The organism is Streptomyces desertarenae (assembly GCF_042681365.1).
In the GTDB taxonomy this organism is placed as follows: Bacteria; Actinomycetota; Actinomycetes; order Streptomycetales; family Streptomycetaceae; genus Streptomyces; species Streptomyces desertarenae.
In genome coordinates this window covers 203,088-220,345 of the sequence record NZ_JBHUFU010000002.1, presented here as the reverse complement: position 1 = coordinate 220,345, position 17,258 = coordinate 203,088, and the positions used below count along the sequence as shown (strand labels likewise).

The following is a 17,258-nucleotide window of genomic DNA, read 5'->3' as shown; positions in this document are numbered from 1 at the left end:
CTCGCCGCGTACGAGGGTGCGCCTCGAGTCCTCCTCGTGAGACGCACCGGTCCGCCGACGGGTTCCGCCGGAACCCGTGTGCTCGCCGACCGCTTCGTTTTCCTCGTGCCGTACGTAACCCACGTACCCACAACGACCGTGATGACGCGCTGCCGTGCTGAGGCCAGTCGACCGCGCACCACCAGACCCAGGATATGTTTTCGGCCAAGCTTACGACTCCTCCCGGGACTGTTCCGCCACACCGGGCCGCCTCCGCCCGGCGCACGGCCGCCAAGGACACCCGTCAGCCCGCCGGTGCAGTGCTGGACATCGCGTTATCGGCCCGTGTACACCTGAAGTCACTGATAGCGGAGCAGCACGACATGGGGGTTTGCGATGCTATTGAGGACGCTGTTCCGCGGTGAGGGCCGCTGCCCATGAGCGCCCAGCAGCCGCCGAAACTGGCCGGAATCGACTCACCAGCCCCACCTCCCCAGCACACTGCCCCGCACCCCTCCGCCGCCGCCCCCCGGTCCGCCGCTCCCCGGCCCCCCGCCGGGCCGCACCGGGCCTCCCCCCTCGACGACCCGGCCCTCGCCCGCCCCGTCGAGCAACTCGCCGCCGTCCAGGACCGGCTCGCCGGGTGGATCTCCGACCTCACCACCCTCCACGACCTCACCGAGCGCCTGGTGCGCACCGACACCCTGCAGGACGCGGTGCACGAGGCGCTGGGCGCCGGGGCCGCCCTCGTGGGCGCCCGGCGCGGGCTGATCGCCCTCGCGCCGGCCGACGGCCTGGGGCCCGACACCACCGTCGGCCTGGGCCTGGGCCCCGCGGACCTCGGCCACATCGAGACCATCCCGCGCGAGTCGGCTCCCTACGCCCGCCTCCTCGACGGACTGCCGGGGGCCGACGGGCGGACCGGCCCCGACGCCCCGCGGGAGATCGCCAGCCCCCACATCGCCGAGGACCGGGAACTCGACCCGCGCCACCGCGAGGTCGCCGCCCGGCTCGGCTTCGCCGCCAGCTACGCCGTGCCCCTGGAGGCCGGCACCGCCGGACGCGTCGGTGCCGCCGTCTGGCTCTACGACGAGCCCGCCCAGCCCTCCGAGCGCCAGCGCCACCTGCTGGGCCTGTACGTGCGGCACGCCGCCGAGCACATCGCCCGCCAGCTCGACCTCACCCGGGCCCGCTCCGCCGTGGCCACCGTGCGCGAGGGACTGCTCCCCTCCCGGCTGCCGAGGGTGCCGGGGGTGCGGCTGGCGGTGCGGCACCGCACCGGGCCGCGCGGCGGCGGCGACTGGTACGACGTGCTGCCGCTGCCCGAGGGCGCGCTGGGGCTCTCCGTCGGCGGGGTCACCGGCTCCGGGCCGGACGCGCTGGCCGCCATGGGGCGGCTGCGGGCGTCGCTGCGGGCGTACGCGGTGATGGAGGGCGAGGACCCGGTGGCGGTCCTGTCCGATCTGGAGCTGCTGCTGCGGCTGACGGAGCCGGCGCGGTCGGCGACCGCGCTGTTCGGGTACGCCGAGCGGGCCGGGGCGGCGGACGGGCCGGAGGGGGCCGGGACGCCGGGCGCCGCCGCCAGGGTGGTGCTGGCCGGCGCCGGGCACTGCCCTCCGCTGGTCGTCGGGCCGCGGCGCACCGAGGTCGTGGAGACGACGCTCTCCGCGCCGCTGGGGATGCTCGCCTGCTGGGAGGCGCCCAGCGTCGAGGTGTGTCTGGCCGCCGGGGAAACGCTCCTGCTCTACAGCGACGGCCTGCTGCACCGCACCGGGGAGCCGATGGACCGCGCCTTCGCCCGGCTCCGGGCGGCCGCCGCGGCCGCCGCGCCGGCCGTCCGCGAGGATCCCGAGGCCCTGGTGGACCACGTCCTGGGCACCGTGCTGCCCGACGGGCGGGCCGACGACCCCGACAGCCCCGAGGACGTCGTCCTGCTGGCCGCGCGGTTCTGAGCGCCCCGGCCGACGGCTCCCGGTCCGCGCCGAAGGGGCCCGACCTACGATGGGAGGCGGCCCGCACCCGCGACGGGAGGCGGCCCACACCCACCAGCAGGAGGAGGCAGCGACGTGGCTGACCAGCAGCGGCCGGAGACCCCGGACGAGCAGGGCGAACCCACTTCGGAAGAGCCGATCAAGCAGCGGAAGAACGGCCTGTACCCGGGCGTCTCCGACGAACTCGCCGAGAACATGAGGACGGGCTGGGCCGACACCGAGCTGCGCGATCTGGAGCCGGTCCCGCAGGCCGGCCGCACCGCCGAGCGGCGCGCGAAGCTCTCCGCCCGCTTCCCCGGCGAGCGCCTGGTGATTCCCGCGGGCAACCTCAAGACCCGTTCGAACGACACCGAGTACCCCTTCCGGTCGTCCGTCGAGTACGCCTACCTCACCGGCAACCAGACCGAGGACGGCGTCCTGGTCATGGAGCCGACGGCCGGCGGCCACGAGGCCGTCCTCTACCTGCTGCCCCGCTCCAACCGCGAGAACGGCGAGTTCTGGCTCGACGGGCAGGGCGAGCTGTGGGTGGGCCGCCGGCACAGCCTCACCGAGGCCGAGCGGCTCTACGGCCTGCCGTGCCGGGACGTGCGCACCGTCGCCGACGTGCTGCGGGAGGCCCGGGGCGACGTCCGCGTGGTGCGCGGCCACGACGCCGGCGTGGAGGCCGCCCTGGCCGACAAGACGACCGCCGAGCGCGACGAGGAGCTGAGGGTCTTCCTCTCCGAGATGCGCCTGGTCAAGGACGACTTCGAGGTCGGCGAGCTGCAGAAGGCCGTCGACTCCACCGTGCGCGGCTTCGAGGACGTCGTGCGGGTGCTGGACAAGGCGGAGGCCACCTCCGAGCGCTACATCGAGGGCACCTTCTTCCTGCGCGCCCGCGTGGAGGGCAACGACGTCGGCTACGGGTCCATCTGCGCCGCCGGCCCGCACGCCACCACCCTGCACTGGGTGCGCAACGACGGCCCGGTCCGCTCCGGCGACCTGCTGCTGCTGGACGCGGGCGTGGAGACCCACACCCTCTACACCGCCGACGTCACCCGCACCCTGCCGATCAGCGGCCGCTTCACCGATCTCCAGCGCAAGATCTACGACGCGGTCTACGACGCCCAGGAGGCGGGCATCGCGGCGGTGCAGCCGGGGGCGAAGTACCTGGACTTCCACCACGCCGCGCAGCGGGTGCTGGCGGAGCGGCTGGTGGAGTGGGGCCTGGTCGAGGGGCCGGTCGAGCGGGTCCTCGAACTGGGCCTCCAGCGGCGCTGGACGCTGCACGGCACCGGCCACATGCTCGGCATGGACGTCCACGACTGCGCCGTCGCGCGCCGCGAGACGTACGCCGAGGGGACGCTGGAGCCCGGCATGTGCCTGACGGTCGAGCCGGGCCTGTACTTCCAGCTCGACGACCTGACGGTGCCCGAGGAGTACCGGGGCATCGGGGTGCGCATCGAGGACGACATCCTCGTCACCGAGGACGGCAACCGGAACCTCTCGGCGGCGCTGCCGCGCCGCTCGGACGAGGTCGAGGCGTGGATGGCCCGGCTGCGCGGCTGAACCGGGGCCGCGGGGGACGCGGGGGGACGCGGTCCCCCCGCGTCCCCCGCTCCCCGGCGGGGCCGGCGCCGGGGCGGGCCCGGCACCACCGGGGAGCGGGACGGGGTCAGGACGCCTTCAGCAGGGCGTCCTTCTTCCACTTGAGGAGCTTGTCGAAGCAGACCACCGCTCCGTCGCCCGGCCGGTTGCGGAAGGCGACGTGGTCGGCGAGGGCCTCGATCAGGAACAGGCCCCGGCCGTGCTCGCGGGGGTGCGCCCCGCCGCCCGGCTCCCCCTGCCCGCCGCCGCGGCTCCCGTCGCGGAGGGGGGCCGCGGCCCTGGCGACCAGCGGGCCGAGCGGGTTGGCGGCCGGAAGGCCCGCCGTGCCGCCCGCGCCCTCCGTGCTGTTCGGGCCGTCGGCGCCCGTCCCGGTGCCGTCGGTGCTCCCGGTCGTGCGGGTGTCGTCGGTCGTGTCGGTGCCTGTGGTGTCCGAGGTGTGCGCGGTTCCCCCGGTGCGGGGCGGACCGCCGGACGCGTCCCCGAAGCCCGGCCCGTGATCGGTCACCTCGATGCGGCACATGTCGTCATCGATGTACGCCGTCACGTGGTACTCCCCGGCGCCCGACCGCCCGGGTCCCCCCGGTCCGCCGTGCTCGACCGCGTTCGCGCACGCCTCGGAGAGCGCGACCGACAGGTCGTAGGAGACGTCCGGGTCGACGCCCGCGGTCTCCATCGCGCCGAGCAGGAGCCGCCGGGCGAGCGGGACGCTGGCGGCTTCGCGCCGCAAGTGGAGGGACCACCAGATGCTCATGCTCAGCCTCCCGGCCGCGGCTCGACATACCCTCACGTATTGCCCGGCCCGGCGGTGGTAAGCGCGGGACCGGCGCGCCTCCCCTCATTCGGCGGATGTGATGAGTAGTGCAATATACGGAAAAGAAGCTATAAGCCCTCATCGCCCCGCTATCCGCCGTCCACGGACCACCGGCAGGGCGTTCGACGCGGAGGCCCCGTGTTCCCTTCGGGGCGGTGGTGAGAGGATGGCCCGGTCATGAGAGCCCCCGTCGCGCGAGCCGGCGCCGACCTGCGACTGCTGCGGGCCGCGGTGTTCGCCGCGGTCTGCGTCACGCTGTCCGCGGCCGGACACGTCCTCGCGGCCGGGCAGGGGCTCCCCGCGTGGACGTTCGCCGCGGGCTTCGCGGCCGTCCTCGCCGCCGCCGTGCCGCTGGCCGGGCGCGAACGCACCCTGCCGGGCATCACGGCCCTGCTGGCGCTCGGGCAGCTCGGACTGCACCTGCTCTTCTCCACCGCACAGAGCGCGCCGGCGTCCGGAGTCCCGGCCTCCGGCGGTGCCGGCCGCGACGGGGTGATCGCCCTGGCCTCGCGGCTGCTGTGCGGCGGCGGTTCCGCGTCCGGTCTGACGGAGGCCGAGGCCCGCCGCGTCGTCGCCGAGGCCGGTCTCTCCGGCGCGCTCCCGGACGCGCCGGCCGGGGCCGCGGCGCTCCACGGCGGCCACGGCGCTCCCGCGTCCGACCCCGGCGCGGCCGGCACGGTCGCCGGCACCGCCGCCGAGTGCCTCCAGGCGGCCGTGCGCACCGCCCTGTCGCTCCTGTCCGGCCCCATGCTGCTCGGTCACCTGCTCGCCGCGCTCGCCATGGGCTGGCTGCTGCGCCGGGGCGACGCCGCCCTGTGGCGGCTGGTGCGGCTGTCGGCCCACCTGACCGGCGAACTCGCCGGCGTGCTGCTCGTCCGGGCCCTGCGCACGGCGCTGCGCTGGGTGCGGGCCCTGTGCCGGGGGCTGCTGCCCGACGGCGCCGTGCCGCCCCGCGCCCCGTGCGGCGGGGGTGCCGGGGACGCCGCGCCCCCCGCCGCGCCGCTGCTGGCGCACTCGGTGGTCCGGCGCGGTCCGCCCGCCTCCGCGTACGGCCTCGACCTCGCGGCCTGACGCGTACGCCCCCACGCCCGTACCCCGGGGGTGAGGTGTGCGCGGACGCCGCGCACACCATGCCAGGCTCACCCGGACCGGGCGCACGCCCGCGCACGTCGCATGCGGACCGCGCACGAGCGGAAACCGCCGCGCACGACTACGCACGGCGGCGCATGACAGCGCGGACGCGCCTTCCGGACGGGGAGCGCTTCCCCCACGTACGAGGAGTGTCACAGCATGCGGTTCCCGATCCGCCCCACAGTGCCGTCCCTGCCGTCCGGCCGCCGTCTCGCCGCGGCCGCCGCCACCGCCGCGGCCTGCGCCGTCGCGTTCGCCGGGCCCGCCTCCGCCCACGTCTCCGTCAACCCCGACACGGCCGAGCAGGGCGGCTACGCCACCATCGCCTTCAAGGTGCCCAACGAGCGCGACAACGCCTCCACCGTGAAGCTGGAGGTCACCTTCCCCGCCGACCACCCGCTCACCTCGGTGATGCCGCAGCCGGTCCCCGGCTGGGACGTGGACGTCACCAGGACCAAACTGGAGAAGCCCCTGGAGTCCCACGGCCGGAGGATCGAGGAGGTCCCCTCCAAGATCACCTGGACGGAGACCGGGGGCGGCATCGAGCCGGGCACCTTCCAGCAGTTCCCCGTCTCCGTCGGGCAGCTGCCCGAGGACGTGGACCGGCTCGTGTTCAAGGCCGTCCAGACGTACGACAACGACGAGGTCGTGCGCTGGATCGAGGAGCCGGTCGAGGGCGAGGAGGAACCGGAGAGCCCGGCCCCCGTGCTGGAGCTGGCCCCGCCCGCCGACGGCGAGGACGGCCACGGCTCCGCCGGCGCCGGGGACGCCGACCGGGCCGCCGGCTCCGCCGAGTCCTCCGGCGACGCGGAGAAGGCCGCCGCCTCCGGCGAGTCCTCCGGGACCACCGACACCACCGCCCGTGTCCTCGCCGTCGTCGGCATCGCCGCCGGCGCCGGGGGCATCGCCTTCGGCGTCCTGGCCGGACGCCGTCGCCCCACCGCCTGACGCCGCCCGCGCCGTCCGGTGGCCCCGGCCCGCCCCCGCGCCCGCTTCCGGGCGGACGGGCGGGCCGGGCCGCCGGGCCCGCGCACGTCACCACCCACCGACCCCCGGGAAGAACGAACCACCATGCACCGCACCGCGCGCCGCCACCCCCGGCGCTCCCGCCCCGCCGGCCCCCTCCACCGCTCCCGCCGCGCCCTCGGGCTGGCCCTCGCCGGCGCCCTCCTCGCCACCGGCACCGCCGCCTGCGGCTCCGCGGACGGCGGGGGGAGCGGATCCGACCGGTCCCCGGCCACCGCGGGGCCCACCGACTCCGTCAAGCGGGGCACCGTCCTGACCAACCCCTTCGACAAGCCCGAACTCGTCCTCACCGACACCGAGGGCGAGACCTACGACCTGGTCGAGGAGACCAGGGGGCACCCCACGCTGGTCTACTTCGGCTACACCCACTGCCCCGACGTCTGCCCGCTGACGATGAGCAACATCGCCGTCGCCAAGTCCAAGCTGCCGAAGGCGGACCAGGAGAAGCTGCGCGTCGTCTTCGTCACCTCCGACCCCGAGCGCGACACCCCCGAGTCGCTCGGCACCTGGCTGCGCGCCCAGGACCCGGACTTCATCGGGCTCACCGGCGACTTCGACACCATCCAGGCCGGCGCCCGCGACCTGGGCATCGGGCTGGCGCCGCCGGAGGTGGAGGAGGACGGCGACGTCGTCTCCTCCCACGGCACCCAGGTGCTCGCCTTCCTTCCGAAGGACGACAAGGCGCACGTGCTGTACACCTCGGACGTGCCCGTGGAGGTCTACGAGCAGGACCTGCCCAAGCTGGTGAAGGGGGAGCTGCCGTGAGCCGCCGGCCGCGCGCCCGCCGCGCGCTCGGGCTCGCGCTCGCCGGCGCCCTCCTCGCCACCGGCGCCGCCGCCTGCGGCTCCGCGGACGGGGGCGGGGACGGGGGCGGGGACGCCCCCCGGCTGACCGTCGAAGGCGCGTACATGCCCGAACCGCCGACCACCGACACCGCCGGCGGCTTCCTGACCGTCCGCAACGACGGCGGCGCGGACGACTCCCTCACCTCGGTGAGCAGCGACGTCGCCGGCGAGGTGCAGATCCACACCACCGCCGGGGGGCGGATGCGCCAGGTCTCCTCGCTGCCCGTCCCCGCGGGCGGCGCCCTGGAGCTCAGCCGCGGCGGCGACCACCTGATGTTCATGGAGCTCGACCGCCGGCCCGCCGAGGGCGAGACGGTCCCGGTGGAGCTGCGCTTCGAGAAGTCCGGCCCCATCAGGGTCGAGGTACCGGTCGAAGCGACCAACCACGTCCCCTGACCGCCCCGGCGGTCCCGAAGAGTGAGGTCACCCGCCATGGCCACCGCCGCCCCCCACACCGCGCCCCGGCCCGTGCCGTCCGCGCGGCCCGCGCGGTACACGCGGCCCCTCCGCGCCGCCCTGACGGGCCTCCTGCTCGCCGCGGCCGGCGTGCTCGGCCTGCTCGGCGGCGCCGCCCCGGCCGCCGCGCACGCCGCGCTGTCCGGCAGCAGCCCGGAGCAGGGGGCGGTGGTGGGAGCGGCGCCCCGCGAGGTGACGCTCACCTTCACCGAGAGCGTCTCGCTCTCGCGGGACTCCGTCCGCGTCCTGGCCCCGGACGGCGAGCGGGTGGACACCGGCAACCCGTCGGAGAGGCCCTCCGGGGGCACGGGGTTCCGCTACGGCGTCGGCCTCCGCGGCGGCCTGGCGGACGGCACGTACACCGTCGCCTGGCGGGCCGTCTCGGCCGACAGCCACCCCATCGCCGGCGGTTTCACCTTCTCCGTCGGCGCGCCCTCGAAGACCTCGGTCTCCCTGTCCGGCCAGGAGCCGGGCGGCGGGCCGGCCGGTGTGCTGTACGACACCGCCCGCTACGTCTCCTACGCCGGGTACCTGCTGCTCGTCGGCGGCGCGGTGTTCGTCCTCGCCTGCTGGCCGGGCGCCGCGCGGACCGTCCCGGTACGGCGGCTGGTGGCGGGCGGCTGGGTGGCGCTGACCGCCGCGACCATCGCGGCGCTGCTGCTGCGCGGCCCGTACACCGGCTCCGGCGGGCTCGGCGACGTCCTCGACCCGGAGGTGCTCCGGTCCGTCCTCCAGACCCGGCCGGGCACGGCGCTGGTGGCCAGGCTGCTGATGCTCGCGGCGGCGGCGCTGTTCGTGGCGGTGCTCTTCGGGCTCTACGCGCGGCGGTACGCGGGCGGGGCGGCCGGCGGTGGCGGCGGTGGCGGCGCCGAGGGGGACGAGGGCGAGCGGCGCGACCTCGTCATCGGGCTCGGCGCCGGCGGCACGGTCATCGCCCTGGGGACCGCCGCGTCCTGGGCCCTGGCCGAGCACGCATCGAGCGGCATCCAGACGGCGGCGGCGATCCCGTCCCACCTCGCGCACCTGGTCGCCGCCGCCGTCTGGCTGGGCGGGCTGGCCTCCCTGCTCTCCCTGCTGCGGTGGGGTCCCGCCGTTCCCGCCGGGGCGGTGCGCCGCTTCTCGCGGCTCGCCCTGGGTGCCGTGGCCGTGCTCGCCGCGACCGGCCTCTACCAGTCCTGGCGGCAGGTGGGCACCTGGTCGGCGCTCGTCTCGACCCCGTACGGGCGGCTGCTGCTGGCCAAGACCGCACTGGTGGTGCTGATGCTGCTGGCCGCCCGGCACTCCCGGCGCTGGACCTCCCGCCTGGCCGGCCCCCCGGACCGCGCGGAGGACGGCCGGGCCGGGGACGCCGCGGAGGCCCCGGCCGGCGTCCCGTCCGGCACCGCCCCCGACGAGGACGGGGCCGGTGCCTCCGGGCCGGCCCCCACCCCCGAGCGGGCCGCGCAGCTCGCCCGCCAGCGGGCCGCCCTGGAGGCCGAACGGCGCAGGCGGGAGCGCGACGCCGATCCGGTGCGCTCCGGGCTGCGGCGCTCGGTGCTCGCCGAGGCGGCCGTCGCCGCCGCCGTGCTGCTGGTGACGACCCTGCTCACCGCCACCGAGCCCGCCCGCACCGCCGAGGCCGCCGGGCGCCCCGGCGCGGCGGCCGGGCAGCCGGACGCCGGGCCCGTCTCCCTGGAGATCCCCTTCGACACCGGCGGTCCCGGCGGGAAGGGCTCGGCCCGGCTCGACCTCGACCCCGGCCGCAGCGGTGACAACACCGTCCACCTGCGTCTCACCGGCCCCTCCGGCGCCCCCCTGGACGCTCCGGAGGTGAAGGTCTCCTTCATCCTGGAGGCCAGGGACGTCGGCCCGCTGACCGTCCCGCTGAACAAGGCCGTCGCGGGCCACTGGTCGTCGTCCCCCGGCTTCCAGCTCCCCCTGCCCGGCACCTGGAAGGTCTCCGTGGCCGTCAGGACCTCCGACATCGACCAGGTGACCGAGCGCGCGACCTTCCTCCTGCCCTGATCCTCCCCGCCCCGCCCCGGCGGACGCGGGAGGCGACCACAGCACCCCGAGAACCGAGACAGAGAGCACGATGAAGGACCACCACCTCGACCGCCCCGCCGGGGAGCCCACCGGCCCCTCCCGCCGCCGGCTGCTGGGCACCGCGGGCGCGGCGGGCGCCGCCGGGCTGGTGCTCGGCGCGGCCGGCGGCGCCCTGGGCGCGTCCGCCGCGGCCGAGCGGCCCCCCGCCCTCGCCACGGTCGGCGCGGGCCGCCGTCCCTTCCGCGGCGTCCACCAGCCGGGCATCGCCGACCCGGCACAGGCCCACGGCCACCTGGTCGCCTTCGACCTGGCCGCGGGCGCCGGGCGCAAGGAGGCCGCCGCACTGCTGCGCCGCTGGTCGCGTGCGGCCGAGGCGCTGATGGCGGGCGAGGAGCCGCCCGGCCGGCTGCACGACACCGGCATCGCCCTGGACGCCGGCCCCTCCTCCCTGACCGTCACCTTCGGCATGGGCCGCACCTTCTTCGACCGCACGGGTCTGGCGGCGCGCCGCCCCGCCGCGCTCGAACCGCTGCCGCCGTTCTCCTCCGACGCCCTGGACCCCGGGCGCTCCGACGGAGACCTGTGGATCCAGATCGGCGCCGACGACTCCCTGGTGGCCTTCCACGCGCTGCGCGCCCTCCAGCGCGAGGCGGCCGGTACGGCACGGGTGCGCTGGCAGATGAGCGGCTTCAACCGCTCCCCGGGCGCCACCGCCTCGCCCCGCACCGCGCGCAACCTGATGGGCCAGGTCGACGGCACCAACAACCCCCGGGAGACCGACGAGGACTTCGAGCAGCGGGTCTTCGTGCCCGCCGACGGCGACCCGGAGTGGATGGCGGGCGGCTCCTACGCGGTGGTGCGGCGCATCCGGATGCTGCTGGACGACTGGGAGCGGGAGCCGCTCGCCGAGCAGGAGAAGGTGATCGGCCGCCGCAAGTCCGACGGCGCCCCGCTGTCGGGCGGCACCGAGACCACCCCCGTCGACCTGGCCAAGCGGACCGCGGACGGCGACCTGGCCGTGGCCGCCGACGCCCACGTGCGGGTGTCGGCGCCGGAGACGAACGGGGGCGCGGCGATGCTGCGGCGCTCCTTCTCGTACCACGACGGGTTCCGCGACGACGGCGCGCCGGACGCCGGGCTGCTGTTCGTCGCCTGGCAGGCCGATCCGCTGCGGGGCTTCGTCCCGGTGCAGCGCAAGCTCGACCGGGGGGACGCGCTGTCCCGCTTCATCCGGCACGAGGCGAGCGCGCTGTTCGCGGTGCCGGGGGGAGCGGGTGAGGGCGAGTACGTCGGGCAGCGGCTGCTCGAAGGCTGAGAACGGCGGCTGCCGTGCCCGCCGCGGGACTACTGTGGCGTCATGTCAGCCGCAAGCCGCTACACGTACCTGGGCCCCGAGGGCACCTTCACCGAGGCCGCGCTCCGCACGCTCCCCGAGGCGGCCACCCGTGAGCTGGTGCCGATGGTGTCGGTGCCCGCCGCGCTGGACGCCGTGCGGAACGGGGAGGCCGGCGCCGCCCTGGTGCCGATCGAGAACTCGGTGGAGGGCGGGGTCACCGCGACCCTGGACGAGCTGGCCACCGGCCGGCCGCTGATGATCTACCGCGAGGTGCTGCTGCCGATCGCGTTCGCGCTGCTGGTGCGGCCGGGCACCGGCCTGGAGTCGGTGAAGACGGTGACCGGGCATCCGGTGGCCCAGCCGCAGGTGCGCCGCTGGCTGGCCGCCCACCTGCCCGACGCGCAGTGGGAGTCGGCGGCCTCCAACGCGGACGGCGCCCGGCTGGTGCAGGAGGGGCGGTACGACGCGGCGTTCGCGGGCGAGTTCGCGGCGGCGACGTACGGGCTGGTGCCGCTGGTCACCGGCATCCACGACGCGGACAACGCGGAGACGCGGTTCGTGCTGGTGGGACGGCCCGGCCGGCCGGCGGCGAGCACGGGCGCGGACAAGACGTCGCTGGTGCTGTGGCTGGGCGACGACCATCCGGGCGCGCTGCTGGAGCTGCTCCAGGAGTTCGCGGTGCGGGGCGTCAACCTGGTGCGGATCGAGTCCCGGCCGACGGGGGAGGGCATCGGCCGGTACTGCTTCTCGGTGGACGCGGAGGGGCACATCACCGACCGCCGGGTCGGCGAGGCGCTGATGGGGCTGCGGCGGATCTGCCCGAAGGTGCGCTTCCTGGGGTCGTATCCGCGGGCGGGGAGCGATCCCGCCCAGGCGGCGCCGCTGCGGCGGGGGACGACGGACGAGGAGTTCGCCGAGGCGGCGGACTGGCTGACGCGCTGCATCGACGGGCGCGGCTGAGGGCCGGACGGCGGTGGGGTCCGGCGGCTCCGGGGCCCGGAAAAAGGGGGCTTTTCCCGTCCCCGGATCTCCACAGGGTTATCCACAGGGGCGTTGAGCGGCCTGTGTACAACGCCAAACCCCGAAACGGACATATTCGACATATCGCCAATCCGTCACTTCACCTACCACAATGGGGCAGACCACTTTCGCCTTCGCCGATTCACGTGATCAACATCCGAGCGGGTGGTGTTTGGGTCCGAAAGGGTGTGTAAAGAGGGCGGGAAGGGGGAATCGATGGCCGAGCACGCGTCCCGGCAGGTCATCACCTCCCCCTTCTTCCACAGGACTTCGAAGCAACCTGTGGAAAACTCGGCGGAATTCTCCGGCGCTGTGGATAACCTGTCGGACACTCCCGCGGCGCCTCTGCTCCGCCGCACTCCCGCAACGCCTTGGCCGCGCCCCTGCGACCGCCCGCGTGCGCTCTCTTCGCCGCGCCCCTCGAAACCGGCTTCCACCCCCCTGCCCGCGCCTCGCGCCGTCCACACGGCGGAGGGGGAATTCCCGGGATAACATTCCTCACTTTTCTCTCATACCGGGCAATTTGCCTATATGTGTACACAGCCCCGTATCGAGTCGAGCGAAACGCCCTCCACCGGTACCCTGGCCGCGTGATTGACCTTCGCCTGCTCCGTGAGGACCCCGACCGTGTGCGCGCCTCCCAGCGCGCCCGTGGAGAGGACGTCGGCCTCGTCGACGCCCTGCTCTCCGCCGACGAGCGGCGCAGGTCGTCCGGCGTCCGCTTCGACGAGCTGCGCGCCGAGCAGAAGCAGCTCGGCAAGCGGATCCCCCGGGCCACCGGCGAGGAGAAGGCCGAACTGCTCAAGCGCGCGGGCGAGCTGTCCGCCGCCGTCAAGGCCGCCGACGCCGAGCGGGACGAGGCCGAGGCCGAGGCGCAGCGCCTCCTCCTCCGGCTGGGCAACCTCGTCCACCCCGACGTTCCCGTGGGCGGCGAGGACGACTTCACCGTCCGCGAGACGCACGGCTCCCCCCGCGACTTCGCCGCCGAGGGGTTCGAGCCGAAGGACCACCTGGAGCTCGGCCAGGCGCTCGGCGCCATCGACGTCGAGCGGGGCGCCAAGGTCTCCGGCTCGCGCTTCTACTACCTGACCGGTGTCGGCGCCCTGCTGGAGCTGGCCCTGGTCAACGCCGCGATCGCGCAGGCCACCGAGGCGGGCTTCACCCCGATGCTCACCCCCGCGCTGGTCAAGCCGCGTGCCATGGAGGGCACGGGCTTCCTCGGCCAGGCCGCCGAGAACGTCTACCACCTGGAGAAGGACGACTACTACCTGGTCGGCACCTCCGAGGTCCCGCTCGCCGGGTACCACATGGACGAGATCCTGGAGGCCGGGAAGCTGCCGCTGCGGTACGCCGGCTTCTCCCCCTGCTTCCGCCGCGAGGCGGGCACCTACGGCAAGGACACCCGCGGCATCTTCCGCGTCCACCAGTTCGACAAGGTGGAGATGTTCTCCTACGTCGCCCCCGAGGACTCCGAGGCCGAGCACGCGCGGCTGCTGGAGTGGGAGAAGCAGTGGCTGAACTCCCTGGAGCTGCCGTTCCGGGTGATCGACGTGGCCACCGGCGACCTGGGCGCCTCCGCCTCCCGCAAGTTCGACTGCGAGGCGTGGATCCCGACCCAGGGCAAGTACCGCGAGCTGACCTCCGCCTCCAACTGCAACGAGTTCCAGGCCCGCCGGCTCTCCATCCGGATGCGCCAGGACAAGAAGGTCCGCCCGCTGGCGACGCTCAACGGCACGCTGTGCGCGGTGCCCCGCACCATCGTCGCCCTGCTGGAGAACCACCAGCAGGCCGACGGCTCGGTCCGGGTGCCCGAGGTGCTCCGCCCCTACCTCGGCGGGCGCGAGGTGCTGGAACCGGTCGCCGGGTGAGCGCCGAGACCGCCTCCGGCTTCCCCTTCCGCCTGGTCGCCACCGACCTCGACGGCACGCTGCTGCGCAGCGACCACACCGTCTCGGTCCGCACGCGCGACGCGCTCGCCGCCGCCACGGCGGCGGGCGCCGCGCACATCGTGGTCACCGGCCGCTCCGTCCGCTGGACCAAGCACATCCTGGACGACCTGGGCTACGGCGGGCTGGCCGTCTGCGGGCAGGGCTCGCAGCTCTACCACGCGGGCGAGCACCGGCTGCTGACCTCGGTCACCCTCGACCGGCAGCAGGCGCGGCTGGCGCTGTCCAAGATCGAGGCGGAGGTCGGCCGGCTGGCCGTGGCCGTCTCGCGGGACGGCGTGGACGGCGACGTGCTGTTCGGCCCCGGCTACCGGCTCCAGGGCGAGACCACGCTCCCGTCGACCCTGGTCTCCGGCGAGGACGAGCTGTGGGAGCTGCCCGTGAACAAGCTCTACCTCCAGCACCCCGGCGGAATGGGCGACGACGCCCTGGCCGAGGCGGCCCGGCGGACCGCGGGCGGCCTGGTGAGCGTGGTGGTCTCCGGCGAGGGCATCGTCGAGATGCTGCCGCTGGGCCTGAGCAAGGCCAGGGGCCTGTCGATGGCCGCGCGCCGGCTGGGCGCCTCGGCCGCCTCCACGATCGCCTTCGGCGACATGCCCAACGACATCCCCATGTTCGCCTGGGCCGCCCACGGCGTCGCCATGGGGGGCGCCCACCCCGAACTGCTGGCGGTGGCCGACGAGGTGACGGCCTCCAACGACGAGGACGGCATCGCGGTCGTCCTGGAGCGCCTGCTCGGCGACGGGCGCTGAGGGCCGGACCGCAACTCCGCCGGGGCCGCGCCCTCCCCCTCACCGGGCGGGCGCGGCCGGGACCCCTCCGGTGCCGTCCCCCAGGACCGCCCGGCAGATGGCGTGGAGCTGCCGCGTCTGCTCGGGGGAGAGGTGGTCGAAGAGCGTCCGCCGGACCTGTTCCACGTGCCCGGGGGCGACGGACGCCAGTTCCTCGAAGCCCTCGTCGGTCAGCGTGGCCAGGGTGGTGCGGTGGTCGGCGGGGTGCTGGCACCGGCTGACCCACCCCTTGGCCTCCAGCTTGGAGACGGCGTGCGAGAGCCGGCTGGCGGAGGACCGGGTGATCCGTGCCAGCCGGCTCATGGTGAGGGTGCGGTCGGGTGCTTCGGAGAGCATGGCCAGGATCTGGTAGTAGGCCAGCGGCATCCCCGCGTCACGCTGCAACTGCCGGTCCAGTTCCTCGCGGACGCGCTGGGTCGCGCCCAGGAACGCACGCCAGGTCTGCTGCTCTTCGTCGTCCAACCACCGTGTCGTACCCATATGTCCAGCCTACGGGTCCGCGATCGGCGGCCCCCCGGCTCCCGTTCCCGGCCGGACGCGGGCCCGGCGGCCGCGCTCCCGGGCGGGCGCGGCCGCGCCGCGGTCACTCCTCCCCGGCGAGGGTGAGGGTGCGCAGCTTCCGGCCGGCGTACCAGGTGCCGGCGGCCGTCACCACCGCGAGCAGCACCGCGGCGGCGGGCAGCCCGACCTCGGAGGCGATCTCCGCGCTCGGTGCCGTCTTCTCGGCCAGCGCCAGGGCCCACTGCTGGACGCTGAGGGTGCGGGCGCCGGGCACGAGGTTGCCGACCAGCGCCTCCCAGATGAGGGCGTAGACCAGGCCGAAGACGACGGCGTGCCGGCTGACGGTGCCCAGCAGCAGGAAGACCGCGCTGTAGGCGACCGACGCGGCGACCGCGGCGACGGTGTAGGCGACGGCGATCTGCTGGCTGTTGCCGTTGAGGATGAATCCGGCGACCAGCATCGGGACCGCCGAGAACACCATGGTGACGGCGACGGCGACGATCAGCTTGGTGAAGATGATCACGGGCCGCTTCAGCGGCTTGGCCAGCAGGTAGACGATCGAGCCGTCGTCGATCTCCGGGCCGATCGCGCCGGTCCCGGCGACCACGCCGATCAACGGGACCATCGTGGCCAGCGCGAAGCCGCCGAGCACCTCGACGGCGACGGAGTCGTCGGCGCCGGTCAGCAGGCGGATCGCGACGGAGATCACGATCAGCAGGGCGGGCAGGACGAAGAGGATCAGCGCCCGGCGGCGGCCGAGCAGGGCCCGGTACGTGAGCCGGGCGACCGTGGGGTCGTACATGGCGGTGGGGCTCCTTGGGGCGGTTGCCGGTCCGTGGGTCTGGCGGCCCTCAGGCCGTGACGAGGTAGGAGAAGACGCTCTCCAGGGACTCGTCCGAGGGCGAGACCGTGAGGAGCCGGATGCCGTGCTCGCGCGCGATGCGCGGGAGCTGCTCGGTGAAGCGCGCGAAGTCGATCGCCTGGATGCGCAGGGCCCGCTCGCTCCAGTCCAGTTCGATGCCCGCCGTGCTGGGGTCGGCGATGAGCGCGGACGCCAGCGCGCGGTCGTCGCTGGAGCGGACGAGGTAGCGGTGGGGGCGGTCGGTCATCAGCCGGCGGATGCGCCGGAAGTCGCCGGACGCCGCGTGCCGGCCGGCCACGATCACCTCGATGTGGGAGGCGAGCTGCTCGACCTCCTCCAGGATGTGGGAGGAGAACAGCACCGTGCGGCCCTCGGCGCCCATCCGCCGCAGCAGCTCCATCAGCTGCATGCGCTGGCGCGGGTCCATGCCGTTGAACGGCTCGTCCAGCAGCAGCACGGACGGCTCGTGGACGAGGGCGGAGGCCATCTTCACGCGCTGCCGCATGCCCTTGCTGTACGTGGAGATCTTCCGGTCCTGGGCGTACTCCATCTCCACCGTGGCCAGCGCCTTCCGCGCGGCCTCGCCCGGGTCGGGCAGGCCGTGCAGCTCGGCGTTGGCCAGGACGAACTCGTGCCCGGTGAGGAAGTCGTACATCGCCTCGCGCTCGGGGACGATGCCGATCCGGCGGTAGGCCTGCTCGTTGCGCCAGATCGCCGTCCCGTCGAGGGTGACGGTCCCGGCGGAGGGGGCGAGGAAGCCGCCCATCATGTTGATCAGCGTGGACTTGCCCGCGCCGTTGGGTCCGAGGAGGCCGGTGACGCCGGGGCCGATGTCCATCGTCACGTCGTTGACGGCCACCACGTTGCCGAACCAGCGGGACACGTGGTCGATGCGGATGGTGGTCATGGCTCAGGCAGCCTTCCCGTTCGTCGTCTGGCTTCTCGTCGTCC

15 protein-coding genes are annotated in these 17,258 nt (G+C 75.0%); 11 read left to right on the top strand and 4 right to left on the bottom strand.

The genetic code is table 11. From position 1 onward, the window contains the following. Positions 1-416 precede the first annotated feature (416 nt). Entirely contained in the window at positions 417-1,931 is a 1,515-nt protein-coding gene (locus ACFSJS_RS05140; RefSeq protein ID WP_380897211.1) for a PP2C family protein-serine/threonine phosphatase, read from the top strand. Positions 1,932-2,045: 114 nt separating this feature from the next. After that, positions 2,046-3,518 (top strand): aminopeptidase P family protein, encoded by a 1,473-nt coding sequence (locus tag ACFSJS_RS05135; RefSeq protein WP_380897210.1) that lies wholly within the window; start codon positions 2,046-2,048, stop codon positions 3,516-3,518. Between the two features lie 106 nt (positions 3,519-3,624). Here the strand turns inward: ACFSJS_RS05135 and ACFSJS_RS05130 are convergent, their stop codons facing one another. Then, positions 3,625-4,308 (bottom strand): ATP-binding protein, encoded by a 684-nt coding sequence (locus ACFSJS_RS05130; protein ID WP_380897207.1) that lies wholly within the window; start codon positions 4,306-4,308, stop codon positions 3,625-3,627. A 237-nt stretch (positions 4,309-4,545) separates the two neighbouring features. Between ACFSJS_RS05130 and ACFSJS_RS05125 the strand changes: the two genes are divergently transcribed. The 9 genes from ACFSJS_RS05125 (at position 4,546) to ACFSJS_RS05085 (ending at position 14,905) form a co-directional block, all read left to right on the top strand. Continuing rightward, positions 4,546-5,439 carry a hypothetical protein gene (locus ACFSJS_RS05125; protein ID WP_380897205.1) on the top strand — a complete coding sequence of 298 codons (894 nt, stop codon included), beginning with the start codon at positions 4,546-4,548 and terminating at the stop codon, positions 5,437-5,439. A gap of 219 nt (positions 5,440-5,658) precedes the next feature. Then, complete coding sequence (locus ACFSJS_RS05120; RefSeq protein WP_380897203.1) at positions 5,659-6,447, top strand: YcnI family copper-binding membrane protein; 789 nt, start codon at positions 5,659-5,661, stop codon at positions 6,445-6,447. Positions 6,448-6,570: 123 nt separating this feature from the next. After that, a complete protein-coding gene (locus ACFSJS_RS05115) occupies positions 6,571-7,290 on the top strand; it encodes an SCO family protein (protein ID WP_380897201.1) in 720 nt (239 codons plus the stop codon). Then, entirely contained in the window at positions 7,287-7,766 is a 480-nt protein-coding gene (locus tag ACFSJS_RS05110) for a copper chaperone PCu(A)C (RefSeq protein ID WP_380897199.1), read from the top strand. The genes ACFSJS_RS05115 and ACFSJS_RS05110 overlap by 4 nt, the downstream gene beginning before the upstream one ends. Positions 7,767-7,802: 36 nt before the next feature. Then, positions 7,803-9,830 carry a copper resistance CopC/CopD family protein gene (locus tag ACFSJS_RS05105; protein ID WP_380897197.1) on the top strand — a complete coding sequence of 676 codons (2,028 nt, stop codon included), beginning with the start codon at positions 7,803-7,805 and terminating at the stop codon, positions 9,828-9,830. Between the two features lie 70 nt (positions 9,831-9,900). Then, complete coding sequence (gene efeB, locus ACFSJS_RS05100; RefSeq protein ID WP_380897194.1) at positions 9,901-11,166, top strand: iron uptake transporter deferrochelatase/peroxidase subunit; 1,266 nt, start codon at positions 9,901-9,903, stop codon at positions 11,164-11,166. Positions 11,167-11,208: 42 nt separating this feature from the next. Continuing rightward, positions 11,209-12,147, top strand: coding sequence for a prephenate dehydratase (gene pheA / locus ACFSJS_RS05095; RefSeq protein ID WP_380897192.1), 939 nt, complete (start codon positions 11,209-11,211; stop codon positions 12,145-12,147). Positions 12,148-12,797: 650 nt separating this feature from the next. Next, a complete protein-coding gene (serS, locus tag ACFSJS_RS05090; RefSeq protein WP_380897190.1) occupies positions 12,798-14,075 on the top strand; it encodes a serine--tRNA ligase in 1,278 nt (425 codons plus the stop codon). Beyond that, the gene (locus ACFSJS_RS05085) at positions 14,072-14,905 is read left to right on the top strand and encodes an HAD family hydrolase (RefSeq protein ID WP_380897188.1); all 834 of its coding nucleotides are present in this window, start codon (positions 14,072-14,074) and stop codon (positions 14,903-14,905) included. The genes serS and ACFSJS_RS05085 overlap by 4 nt, the downstream gene beginning before the upstream one ends. 39 nt (positions 14,906-14,944) lie before the next feature. On the opposite strand, the gene ACFSJS_RS05080 is transcribed toward ACFSJS_RS05085, so the two are convergent. From ACFSJS_RS05080 to ACFSJS_RS05070, 3 genes are all read right to left on the bottom strand, one after another. After that, entirely contained in the window at positions 14,945-15,424 is a 480-nt protein-coding gene (locus ACFSJS_RS05080; protein ID WP_380897186.1) for a MarR family winged helix-turn-helix transcriptional regulator, read from the bottom strand. Positions 15,425-15,527: 103 nt separating this feature from the next. Next, the gene (locus ACFSJS_RS05075; protein WP_380897183.1) at positions 15,528-16,247 is read right to left on the bottom strand and encodes an ABC transporter permease subunit; all 720 of its coding nucleotides are present in this window, start codon (positions 16,245-16,247) and stop codon (positions 15,528-15,530) included. 49 nt (positions 16,248-16,296) lie between these two features. Further along, positions 16,297-17,214: an ABC transporter ATP-binding protein gene (locus tag ACFSJS_RS05070; protein WP_380897181.1), complete on the bottom strand. Its 918-nt coding sequence runs from the start codon at positions 17,212-17,214 to the stop codon at positions 16,297-16,299. Positions 17,215-17,258 lie beyond the last annotated feature (44 nt).

Excerpts from the sequence above, each read along its gene's own strand:
- pheA (WP_380897192.1), top strand. The coding sequence starts at position 11,209 with ATGTCAGCCGCAAGCCGCTACACGTACCTGGGCCCCGAGGGCACCTTC.
- ACFSJS_RS05120 (WP_380897203.1), top strand. The coding sequence starts at position 5,659 with ATGCGGTTCCCGATCCGCCCCACAGTGCCGTCCCTGCCGTCCGGCCGC.
- efeB (WP_380897194.1), top strand. The coding sequence starts at position 9,901 with ATGAAGGACCACCACCTCGACCGCCCCGCCGGGGAGCCCACCGGCCCC.
- ACFSJS_RS05070 (WP_380897181.1), bottom strand. The coding sequence starts at position 17,214 with ATGACCACCATCCGCATCGACCACGTGTCCCGCTGGTTCGGCAACGTG.
- ACFSJS_RS05125 (WP_380897205.1), top strand. The coding sequence starts at position 4,546 with ATGAGAGCCCCCGTCGCGCGAGCCGGCGCCGACCTGCGACTGCTGCGG.
- ACFSJS_RS05075 (WP_380897183.1), bottom strand. The coding sequence starts at position 16,247 with ATGTACGACCCCACGGTCGCCCGGCTCACGTACCGGGCCCTGCTCGGC.
- ACFSJS_RS05140 (WP_380897211.1), top strand. The coding sequence starts at position 417 with ATGAGCGCCCAGCAGCCGCCGAAACTGGCCGGAATCGACTCACCAGCC.
- ACFSJS_RS05130 (WP_380897207.1), bottom strand. The coding sequence starts at position 4,308 with ATGAGCATCTGGTGGTCCCTCCACTTGCGGCGCGAAGCCGCCAGCGTC.
- ACFSJS_RS05080 (WP_380897186.1), bottom strand. The coding sequence starts at position 15,424 with ATGGGTACGACACGGTGGTTGGACGACGAAGAGCAGCAGACCTGGCGT.
- ACFSJS_RS05115 (WP_380897201.1), top strand. The coding sequence starts at position 6,571 with ATGCACCGCACCGCGCGCCGCCACCCCCGGCGCTCCCGCCCCGCCGGC.
- ACFSJS_RS05105 (WP_380897197.1), top strand. The coding sequence starts at position 7,803 with ATGGCCACCGCCGCCCCCCACACCGCGCCCCGGCCCGTGCCGTCCGCG.